Origin of the sequence: uncultured Empedobacter sp., from assembly GCF_937930195.1 — a bacterium.
In the GTDB taxonomy this organism is placed as follows: domain Bacteria; phylum Bacteroidota; class Bacteroidia; order Flavobacteriales; family Weeksellaceae; genus Empedobacter; species Empedobacter stercoris.
In genome coordinates, this window is sequence record NZ_CALGVK010000181.1 from 1 (window position 1) to 10,930 (window position 10,930).

Annotated in this window: 9 protein-coding genes and 1 pseudogene; 4 read left to right on the plus strand and 6 right to left on the minus strand. The window is 31.7% G+C overall.

Annotation, left to right across the window (positions count from 1 at the left end; translation table 11 throughout):
* From Q0616_RS10665 to Q0616_RS10690, 6 genes and pseudogenes are all read right to left on the minus strand, one after another.
* On the minus strand, positions 1-823 hold an 823-nt coding region (locus Q0616_RS10665; RefSeq protein WP_298776917.1), incomplete at its 3' end, for an efflux RND transporter permease subunit.
* 3 nt (positions 824-826) lie between these two features.
* On the minus strand, positions 827-1,918 hold the full coding sequence (locus Q0616_RS10670) for an efflux RND transporter periplasmic adaptor subunit (protein WP_298776919.1): 1,092 nt from the start codon (positions 1,916-1,918) through the stop codon (positions 827-829).
* 4 nt (positions 1,919-1,922) lie between these two features.
* Positions 1,923-3,173 (minus strand): TolC family protein, encoded by a 1,251-nt coding sequence (locus tag Q0616_RS10675; RefSeq protein WP_284583438.1) that lies wholly within the window; start codon positions 3,171-3,173, stop codon positions 1,923-1,925.
* Between the two features lie 72 nt (positions 3,174-3,245).
* Positions 3,246-4,583: a HAMP domain-containing sensor histidine kinase gene (locus Q0616_RS10680; protein ID WP_298776921.1), complete on the minus strand. Its 1,338-nt coding sequence runs from the start codon at positions 4,581-4,583 to the stop codon at positions 3,246-3,248.
* Between the two features lie 3 nt (positions 4,584-4,586).
* A complete protein-coding gene (locus Q0616_RS10685) occupies positions 4,587-5,264 on the minus strand; it encodes a response regulator transcription factor (RefSeq protein ID WP_298776923.1) in 678 nt (225 codons plus the stop codon).
* A 173-nt stretch (positions 5,265-5,437) separates the two neighbouring features.
* Positions 5,438-6,379 (minus strand): annotated as a pseudogene (locus Q0616_RS10690) (nitronate monooxygenase).
* Between the two features lie 168 nt (positions 6,380-6,547).
* Between Q0616_RS10690 and Q0616_RS10695 the strand changes: the two are divergent.
* From Q0616_RS10695 to Q0616_RS10710, 4 genes are all read left to right on the plus strand, one after another.
* Positions 6,548-6,769: a DUF2795 domain-containing protein gene (locus tag Q0616_RS10695; RefSeq protein ID WP_019976296.1), complete on the plus strand. Its 222-nt coding sequence runs from the start codon at positions 6,548-6,550 to the stop codon at positions 6,767-6,769.
* A 127-nt stretch (positions 6,770-6,896) separates the two neighbouring features.
* Complete coding sequence (gene secA / locus Q0616_RS10700; RefSeq protein ID WP_260542588.1) at positions 6,897-10,019, plus strand: preprotein translocase subunit SecA; 3,123 nt, start codon at positions 6,897-6,899, stop codon at positions 10,017-10,019.
* An 81-nt stretch (positions 10,020-10,100) separates the two neighbouring features.
* On the plus strand, positions 10,101-10,535 hold the full coding sequence (locus tag Q0616_RS10705) for a hypothetical protein (protein ID WP_298776924.1): 435 nt from the start codon (positions 10,101-10,103) through the stop codon (positions 10,533-10,535).
* 172 nt (positions 10,536-10,707) lie between these two features.
* Positions 10,708-10,930: transposase (locus tag Q0616_RS10710; RefSeq protein ID WP_298776925.1), on the plus strand; the 223-nt coding region annotated here is incomplete at its 3' end.

A 10,930-nucleotide genomic window follows, 5' to 3' on the forward strand; every position in this document is an offset into this window, starting at 1 on the left:
AACCAACTTGTCCTAATCTAGGTTTATTTGAAACAACAACATCTGCTACATTTTTGATAAGAATTGGTGTAGAACCATTTAGAGCAACAGTAATATTTCCTATATCCTCCATCTTATCTAACAAACCAACACCACGAACTACATAAGCTTGATCTCCTTGCTGAATAACATCTCCACCTACATTTATATTTGATTTAGAAACTGCTTCGTAAACATCTAAAGGCGATAAATTATAATTTTTTAATTCTGTCGGATTGATTTTAATTTCATATGTTTTTTCTTCTCCACCAAAACTTACAACATCTGCAACTCCAGATACAGAAAGTAATTCACGCTCAATTACCCAATCTTGTATCGCTGTAACTTCCTTAATCGGTAAATCACTTTTGATCACATAACGAAAAATCTCTCCCGTAGCACCAGAAGGTGGTTCAATATCCGCATCAGCTCCTTCTGGTAAATCAACTCCACTTAATTTATTCGATACGTATTGTTGTGCATAAAAATCATCTACACCATCTTCAAACTGAACAGTAACAACAGATAATCCGAAAAGAGAAATAGAACGAATATTTGATTTATGCGGAATACTATTCATTACTTTTGAAACTGGTAGAGTCACCAATTTTTCCATTTCCTCAGCACTTCTTCCTGGCCATTGTGTTATAATACGAGCTCTAGTATTTGTTACATCTGGAAATGCCTCTATTGGTGTGTGTTTTAAAGAAAATATACCTACAAAGAGTAATGCAAATACAGCAAATAAAACAAAGGTTGTATTTCGTAACGAAAAAGTTACGACTGATTGTACTAACTTTTTCATTTATTATTTATTTAATTCCTCAAATATCATTAGAGCGTTTCGAGAAATAACTTTCTCATTTGGAGCAAACTTTTCGCTAACAAATGTGAATTCTTCATTCTGACCAATCGTCGTAATTTTTCGGTTTTCCATTGTACAATCATTTTTATATACCACCACATATTCCTTGTTGTTTTCAAAAACTTTGGCTTTGTTTGGTATCGCAAATGCATTTCCAATAATATTTTGTTTATCGATAATAATATCTGCACTCAAACCTGGCATCAAGTTCAAATCTTGATTTTCTAACACAACACGCGCTTTCAAAACGTGTTCATTTTCATCAAACACATTGTATATTTTATCAATTTTTCCAACATAAATTCGATCAGGATACGCCATAGATTTCACTTTTACAGCATCACCTTTTTTTACATATTGCAGATTATTGGCGTAAATATTTACCATTACCCAAACCTGTTTTAAATTTGAAATAGAAAAAAGATTTTCATCTGAATCTGAAGTAATAGATTGACCAACGCTCATGTTTTTCTGAACGATATAACCATTTTTAGGTGATAAAATCTGGAATTGACCATTGCCAACTGCACGATACATCTTCAAGGTAGCATTGATTTTATCAATTTCAATTTGCGCTGATTGTAATTCGTGTTCTGCCTCTGTAACTTCGGGCTGAGAAGCCATTCCATCATTCAATAATTCTTTTTTCGACTTGATTTGTTTTCGAATCAAATCCATTTGATTTTGATGATAACGCTTTTGCTGCACCAAATCCAGTATTTCGTTCGATTTTACAACTGCCAAAACTTGACCTTGACGAACATAATCGCCTAATTCAAAATTCACTTTATCTACCACTCCTTGCAGCAAACTTTTAAAACCAACCAAATCATTTTCGTTGTATTCAATTTTTCCTGACAAGGTTAATTGTTCGTGAATCGGCTGCTCTAAAACAGCTACAATTTCAGTTGATTTTTTCAGTTGTTCGTTCAAACAAAATTTGTCTTCTTTTACCGCTTCTTTCTGGGGTTCTTGTTTGTTACAACTACTTAAAAACAAGGTAAAAGCAGCTAAAAAATATAAAGTTTTTTTCATCATCTTATAAATCTTGTCCAACGATATAATTTAATTCTTCGAATGTGTTTTGATAATTCTCTAACAAATCAAAATAAGCTTGTTGAGATTCTCGATAAGCCTGCGTAAAATCAATAAATTCTAGTAAAGTGATTTGTTTATTTTGGAGATGTTTTTTATAATTGTCAATCATGGTTAATTGCTCTTGATTATTCAATTTTTTCCACTGAATAAGTGCTTTATCCAATTGACTAATTTGATTTTGAAGTCGATCGATCGAAATATCTAACTCAGAATGTAGCGCATTTTTCGTAATTTGTTGTTGATTCAGTAAAATTTCAGAAGCTTTGATGTTTCCTTTATTCGTATTGAAAATCGGTAAATCAATACTTACACCAACACCAATAAAATCGCGCATAATATTTCCACCTCGATCATAATTTACTTGAAAAGCCAAATCTGGTGTACGTTGTGCTTTTTCTAAAATCAATTGTTTTTCAGCTAAATTGATTTCATTCTCTTGTTTTTTTAACGCTATATTTTGCTCTTTCGCTAATTGTTTAGCATTAAATGGAATTGATTTGGAGTGAGAATTGAATCTTGAAAAATCGATTTCATTTACATTTAAATCTGAGTTTTGCGTTAACAATCGAAGTTTATTGATGTATTCAATTTCTTGATTTTCTAGCTCAATTTGATCTTTTTGTAAACCTATTAATTCGGTTTGAAGTCTGTAAAAATCTGCTTTCGGAACATTTTTTAAATCTGCTTGTCGCTGATATTGCGTCATCATTTGTTCAAACAAATCAACGCTATTTTGCAATTCTTTCTTTTCAGATTGAATACGCGCTAACGAAAAATATGTTTGTCTTAATTCTTTTTTCAGCTCACGCAATAATTCCTCATACTCAAAAAGTGCAGAACTCTTCTCTAATTCTTTAATCGCAACACGCTTTTTTCGTTTACCAGCGGTTTCAATTAATTGCTCTAATTCGACAGAAATTTGTTGATTTTTCCCGTATTTACCGAATAAATAAGGCTGTTCTTCTACATTATAAGTTTTCCAAAGATTAACCTCAGAAATACTCAACGTTGGATTTTGCCATAATTTCTCCTGAATAATTTCAGCATCAATTCTGTCTACATTGAATTTATTCGCAATAAGCGCATAATTTTTTTGTAAAAACGCTGCTTCTAAATTGTCCAACGTTATGTTTTGCGCCTGTGTTTGTATCGCAAGAACAATTGGAATTGCTGTATAATAGATCTTCTTCACTTCTACTCTTTTTGAAAATTCAAAAGTAAAAGTGTAAGATTAAGGTGAGTTTTAAGTTAGATTAAAAGTAGATTAGAAAATGAGTTTAACAATCGTTCCTTTAGGTTTATTCGGAACAATTTCGATATCAATTTGATGAAGTGTAAAAATAATATTCGCCATCGAAAGTCCAATGCCTTTTCCTTGAAAATCTTGCGTATTTTTTCCTCGAAAAAAGTTTTGTTTAATTTGTTTGATATCGGTTTCTAAAATACCAATTCCTAAATCGGAAATATGAATTTGTAAACGATGATTAATTTCCAAAAACTGTACTAAAATCGGTTGATTGTTCGAATATTTTATCGCGTTACTTACTAAATTATTCAACGCAACTTCTAATAATTTTTCATTTCCTTGAATGGTTAACAATTGATTATTTTCGACTTGTAAATCCACATTTATACGTGCTTGATGATACAAAACAGCATTTTCAATCACTTGCCAAACTACTTCATCAATCCGAATTTGACTAAATTCAAAACTCGTTTTTGCTCCCGAAAGTAACATCATTTGGTCTAACGTTTCTTGCAAATCATTCGTATATTGTTTCAGCTGTACAATTACGTTTTCGTATTCTTCGAGCGTTCTTTTTTTATGATTTGTCACCTCTAAAGTCACTAATAATGCAGTAATTGGCGTTCGTAACTCGTGCGAAACATAATCAATAAAATTCTTTTGTACATTAAAAGTTTGCGCCATTCGATCAATAAAGTGATTGTAGGTTTTGATTAAATCCTCAATTTCTGCATACGACCTATTGAGCTTTAAAGGTTCAGTGAAATTCTTCGCATCACGCTCTTTTATTTGTTCAATAATTTTTGTGATCGGCTCATAAGCAATTATTCCTAAAAAATTAGAAAATAGATAAATAAAAATCAACCCAACCAATGAAACCGAAATCAAAATTTGAAGTAACGATTGCATTTGTTCGTTAAATTCTTGTTTAGATTCACGCGTGATTACAACAAAATCACCTTCGTTATCATGATAAAAAATTCCGTTATAAAAGAAATCTTTACTTGTAAAAAAATCGGATTTATTGGCACGAATATTTTCTATAAAATTGGTTGAAATATCTTTATTAGAAGACATATTTCCATTGTATTTTTTGTTGTTATGATCAACAATTAAAATATTTTTTCGGGAAATCGTCTTCTCTAATTGACTTTTGATATTATTATGTTCTAAAACAGGTAATTCGTCCTTTTCTAAATAATAAATAGAAGCCAAAAGTGTCTTATTCTGCAATGATTTGATCTCTTTTTTCTCCATTTCGGTATAAAAAGAAAAGTAAATAATTGTAGAAACAATCAGAATAATGATACTGAAAATAACGACTGAATAAAGTGCTAATCGGTGTTTTAATTTCATAAGTTAGGCTTTAAACATATAACCAACGCCTTTTACCGTGTGAATATATTTCGTATCATTTTTCTCTATTTTATTACGCAAATACGAAATGTAAACATCCACAACATTGGTGTGATTATCGAATGTTATTCCCCAAACCGCATTTAAAATTTGGATACGAGTAACGGTTTTATCTATATTTTCGATTAAATAATTCAACAACTTAAATTCTCGGGGAGAAAGTTCTGTTTCTTCTTTATTTACAAAAACTTTGTATTGATCCAAATCAATTTCTAAATCATCAAAAATCAATTTATTTTCAGGAGCTTCTTGCGAACGAAACTGATTCCGGCGCGTCAAAGCTTTGATTCGCGATAATAATTCGTCGAAATGAAATGGTTTTGTAATGTAATCATCTGCACCATAATCTAAAGCAGATACTTTATCTTGAACTGTATTCAAAGCGCTTAACATCAATATTGGAGTGAATATTTTCTTGTAACGAAGTGTTTGTACAAGCTGAATTCCATCCATTTTTGGTAACATAATGTCACAAATAATCAAATCAAACTGAATCGTAATAAATTCATCTAAAACAGTTTCTGCATCTTTACAAAGCGTAACCAAATGTCCATTTTCTTCTAGTCCTTTGATTAAAAAATCGCTAATTCGCTTATCATCTTCGATTACTAAAATTTGCATACACTATCCTTTTTTTCAAAATTAATGAAATTGACCAAGACAAAATGAATTTAAAGTATTTTCTAATTGTTTTTTAATTTAAAAAGCTCAACCAATATACACAGCCCCAAAAAGTTAGACACTTTTGGGGGCAGTGTAAAGGCACCCTTTGTAAAAATATAAAATAGTTGGAATTAAAATCGTAAAATATTTTCTTTCGCTTGATTGAAACCTAAGATTAAATCATCAAAAACTTCTTGTACAGTTGGAATTGAATCAATTAATGCAGAAACTTGTCCTATTTCTAATTCACCATTTACCAAATCACCTTCAAACATTCCTTATTTAGAACGACCTCTACCTAAAAGCGCTTTCAACTCTTCCGCAGTTGTTCCTTGTTGATATTTTTCTTTCACTTGATTATAAAATTCATTCTTAATCAAACGTACTGGTGCCAATTCTTTCAATGTTAATTGTGTATCGCCTTCTTTTGCACTTACAATCACTTCCTTGAAAGCTTGATTAGCAGACGATTCTTGCGTAGCTGCAAAACGAGATCCAATTTGTACACCATCAGCACCAAGAGCAAAAGCTGCCAAAATTTGAGAACCTGTACCAATTCCTCCTGCTGCAATTAAAGGAATATCGATTTGTCGTTTTACATTTGGAATAAGACATAAAGTCGTTGTTTCTTCTCTGCCATTATGTCCACCTGCTTCAAAACCTTCTGCCACGACAGCATCAACTCCAGCTTCTTGAGATTTTAACGCAAATTTTGTACTACTGATAACATGCGTTACTGTAATGCCTTCTTTTTTTAAAATTTCTGTCCACGTTTTTGGATTTCCAGCAGAAGTAAAAACAACTTTCACACCTTCTTCCACAATTATCTGCATAATTTCTTCAATATTAGGATAAAGCATTGGTACATTTACACCAAAAGGATGATTAGTAGCTGCTTTACACTTTTTTATGTGTTCCCGCAAAACATCAGGATACATGCTTCCAGCACCTATTAAACCAAGCCCTCCAGCATTACTAACAGCCGATGCTAAACGCCAACCACTGTTCCAAATCATACCTCCTTGAATAATTGGATATTTTATTGCAAATAATTTTGTTATATTCGTGTCCATTTTCGTTATATTTAGGCATAAAATTAAATAAATAAAGACAACGAAAAAATTTAATTTTAACATAAAGACTGACAGTTTGACTTTGGCAAATTATTTGATTTGCAAAAAATCGAATTTTAAAACAAATTAGAGTTTAATTATCTCTACTAATAATAAAAAATATAAGCTATGTATTGGACTTTAGAATTAGCATCTTATTTGAGTGATGCACCTTGGCCAGCAACTAAAGATGAATTAATCGATTACGCAATTCGTACTGGTGCACCTTTGGAGGTGGTAGAAAACCTACAATCTATTGAGGACGAAGGAGATTCTTACGAAAGCATTGAAGAAATTTGGGCTGACTATCCAACGGACGATGATTTCCTTTGGAACGAGGACGAATATTAAAATAAAAAAGCCCGAATTGGGGCTTTTTTCGATTCTATAATCTATAACTAACATAGTTAACGTATATTTGCATCTTAATTAGTCTCAAATATATTGTGGCTAATTTTGACAAAGAACGCAGAAAAATATGAATATTTTAAACAAAATTTTACAAGGATTCTTAGGTGATAAGAATGCAAAAGACGTAAAAGAATTACAAAAATATGTTGACCTTGCCAATCAAGCAGGTCAATCACTTGGTTCATTAACTATAGATGAATTAAGAGAAAAAACGACAGGTTTCAAAACTCAATTAATAGAAGCTACTAAAGAACTGAAAGCTCAAATTGATGAGCTAAAGAAAAAAGTAGAAGAAACTGAAGATTTTGGAGAAAAAGAAGACTTGTATACTGAAATTGATAAAATCAATAAACAAGCTTACGAAATTGAAGAAAAGATTTTATTAGAAATTTTACCTGAAGCTTTCGCAGTAATGCGTGAGACAGGTAAACGTTTTACAGAAAATGAAACTTTAGAAGTAACTGCATCTGATTTTGATAAAACATTAGTTCAACGTGGACATGATTTCGTTTCATTAAAAGACGAAAACACTGCTATTTGGAGAAACTCTTGGGATGCTGCTGGTCGTCAAGTAACATGGGACATGTCACATTATGATGTACAGTTTATTGGTGGTTCTGCTTTACACTTAGGTCGTATTGCAGAAATGCAAACCGGTGAAGGTAAAACCTTGGTTGCAACTTTACCAATTTACTTAAATGCTTTAACAGGTCGTGGAGTTCACTTGGTAACTGTAAATGATTACTTAGCAAAACGAGATATGGCGTGGATGCGTCCTATTTTCTCATTTCATGGATTATCTGTTGATTGTATTGATAACCATCAACCAAATTCACCAGGACGTCGCGAAGCATATGCTTCTGATATTGTTTATGGTACAAATAACGAATTTGGTTTCGACTATTTACGTGACAATATGGCAAACACTCCAGACGCTTTGGTGCAACGTGAGTTAAACTTTGCAATTGTCGATGAGGTCGATTCTGTATTAATTGATGATGCTCGTACTCCATTGATTATTTCTGGTCCAGTACCACAAGGAGATCGTCACGAATTTGATGTGTTACGACCAAAAATTGATCGTCTATACCAAATGCAACGTGAGATGTTAGGAAAAACATTAAACGAAGCGAAAACATTATTCAAACAAGGAGATACAAAAGAAGGTGGTTTCAAATTGTACCAAGTTTATCGTGGTTTACCGAAGTACAAACCATTAATTAAATTCTTATCTCAAGATGGTATTCGTGCTCAATTACAAAAAACAGAAGCGCATTTCATTCAAGATAACAACCGAGAAATGCCAAAAGTTGATGAGCATTTATACTTTGTAATTGATGAAAAACAAAATCAATCAGATTTAACAGATAAAGGAATTGAGTATTTGTCTAAAGGAATGGAAGACGAGAATTTTTTCATTTTACCAGATGTTTCGACAAATATTGGAGCAATTGAAAACTCTGGAAAAGATAAAGAAGAAATTCTTAAAATGAAAGAAGAATTCTTCCGTAATTTCTCTATCAAATCGGAGCGTATTCATACATTAAGTCAATTGTTAAAAGCCTATACTTTATTCGAAAAAGATATCGAATATGTAGTGGTTGATGGTGAAGTAAAAATCGTTGACGAATCGACAGGACGTATTATGGATGGTCGTCGTTACTCTGATGGATTACACCAAGCAATTGAAGCGAAAGAAAATGTAAAAATTGAAGCAGCTACACAAACGTTTGCGACAATTACATTACAAAACTACTTCCGTATGTACAACAAATTAGGAGGTATGACCGGTACAGCGGAAACTGAAGCAGGTGAATTTTGGGAAATTTACAAATTAGATGTTGTTTCTATTCCAACAAACCGTCCTATTTTACGTCATGATAAAAATGATATTGTTTTCAAAACAAATCGTGAAAAATATAAAGCAGTAATCGAGGAAATTGTTCGCTTATCACAAGATGACAAACGTCCAGTTTTAGTTGGTACAACAAACGTTGAGATTTCTGAGATATTATCAAAAGCGTTAAAATTGCGTGGTATTAATCACAACGTTTTAAATGCGAAATTACACAAAAGCGAGGCTGATATTGTAACAGAAGCTGGTAAACCAGGAGCTGTAACAATTGCAACGAACATGGCTGGTCGTGGTACCGATATTAAATTAACAAAAGAAGTAAAAGATTCTGGAGGTTTAGCAATTATTGGTACAGAACGTCACGATTCTCGTCGTGTAGACCGTCAGTTACGTGGTCGTGCTGGTCGTCAAGGAGACCCAGGATCTTCTCAATTCTTTGTTTCGTTAGAAGATTCATTAATGCGTTTATTCGGTTCAGAACGAATTGCAAAATTAATGGACCGTATGGGACACAAAGATGGAGATGTAATTGAACACTCTATGATTACAAAATCAATTGAACGTGCGCAGAAAAAAGTAGAGGAAAACAACTTTGGTATCCGTAAGCGTTTATTAGAATATGATGATGTAATGAATAAACAACGTGAAGTAATTTACAAACGTCGTCACAATGCATTATTCGGAGATCGTTTGGAAGTAGATATTGCAAACATGATTTATGATGTAGCTGCTTCTGTTGTAAGTTCAAACAAAGATTTTGAAGACTTTGGACAATATGAATTAGATTTAATTAAATACTTCACAATGGGAACTCCTGTTACAGAAGATGAGTTTAAATCTAAATCTGTAAAAGAGTTAACAAACATCACATACGACGCGGCAATTGCAGATTACAAAGCACGTATGCAGTATGTTGCAGAAACTGCTTTCCCTGTTATTTCGAATGTTTTCGAAAATCAAGGTCATATGTTCTCTCGTATTCAAGTCCCGTTTACAGATGGATTGCGTCAAATGACAGTTGTTTGTGATTTGAAAGAAGCTTACGAATCTCATGGAAAAACATTAATCAAAGATTTCGAAAAATCGGTTGTATTAAGTTTAATCGATGATAACTGGAAAGAGCATTTACGTGATGTTGATGATTTACGTAAAACGTCTCAGAATGCAGTTTACGAGCAGAAAGATCCATTGGTTGTTTACAAACAAGAGTCTTTCCATATCTTCCAAAGAATGTTAGATACAGTGAACAAAGAAATTATTTCGTTCTTGTTCAAAGGTGAATTACCAAATGCACAAAAAGAAGAATCTGTAGAAGAAACTGAAACAGCGAACTAACAGATTTAAAATAATTTTTTAAACCCTTTCTGAATGTTTTTAGAAAGGGTTTTTTTGTTAAATTTATGATTTACATTAAATATGAAAATATTCTTTTCTAAATATATCCAATTTGGGATTCTTATAATGATAATATTGTTTTTTATCTCATGTGATAATTGTGAGAGATTTTATGATGATATTAATAATCTTGAAAGCAATATAATTGTAACAAAAAATTTAACAAAAGAGCAGTCTTTTCCAAAAGTTTTTATAGAAGGTCTGAGTTTAAAAACAAAAAAGATAGAAACTCTATCTACACAAAATAGGTCTTGGATTGGAATTAGTAAATATATAAAAATAGGTGATACTGTAATAAAGAAAAAACGAGAGCCTATTATGTATGTTTACAAAAAAGATTCTATTATAGTTCATGCTTTTGAAAATTTTTGTCAAAAATCTATAAATCATAAAACTGATGAAATAAAAAGTATAGGAAATAGAATTTTTATTCGAAAAAATTTTTATATGAAATGAGTGCAAAAATATTCACAATAAATCAAACTACAGACCAACTTTTTCTTTTTGTTATTTTATAAAGTCGCTACATTTATTGGCAGTATCCAAAAAATTGTGTAAACATAAAATAGGGTGGGTTATTATAACTCACCTTTATTTTTTTTAATTACATTTATAAAACAAGTTTGTTATGAAGAAATCTGTCGGCAAAATGATCAAAGATCAAGGTTTATTGGAAGGCGTTAAAACACAAGAAGACCTTAGTAAATTACTAAAAGAACTACATTCAGAATTATTAGAAGCTATGCTCCATGGCGAGCTTGAAGCACATTTAGGCTATTCAAAAAATGAAAAAAGTGATAATTCTAATTCACGAAATGGTACTACTTCCAAACGTATAAAAAGTGAAGACG

Excerpts from the sequence above, each read along its gene's own strand:
- Q0616_RS10670 (WP_298776919.1), bottom strand. The coding sequence starts at position 1,918 with ATGAAAAAAACTTTATATTTTTTAGCTGCTTTTACCTTGTTTTTAAGT.
- Q0616_RS10680 (WP_298776921.1), bottom strand. The coding sequence starts at position 4,583 with ATGAAATTAAAACACCGATTAGCACTTTATTCAGTCGTTATTTTCAGT.
- Q0616_RS10685 (WP_298776923.1), bottom strand. The coding sequence starts at position 5,264 with ATGCAAATTTTAGTAATCGAAGATGATAAGCGAATTAGCGATTTTTTA.
- Q0616_RS10695 (WP_019976296.1), top strand. The coding sequence starts at position 6,548 with ATGTATTGGACTTTAGAATTAGCATCTTATTTGAGTGATGCACCTTGG.
- secA (WP_260542588.1), top strand. The coding sequence starts at position 6,897 with ATGAATATTTTAAACAAAATTTTACAAGGATTCTTAGGTGATAAGAAT.
- Q0616_RS10705 (WP_298776924.1), top strand. The coding sequence starts at position 10,101 with ATGAAAATATTCTTTTCTAAATATATCCAATTTGGGATTCTTATAATG.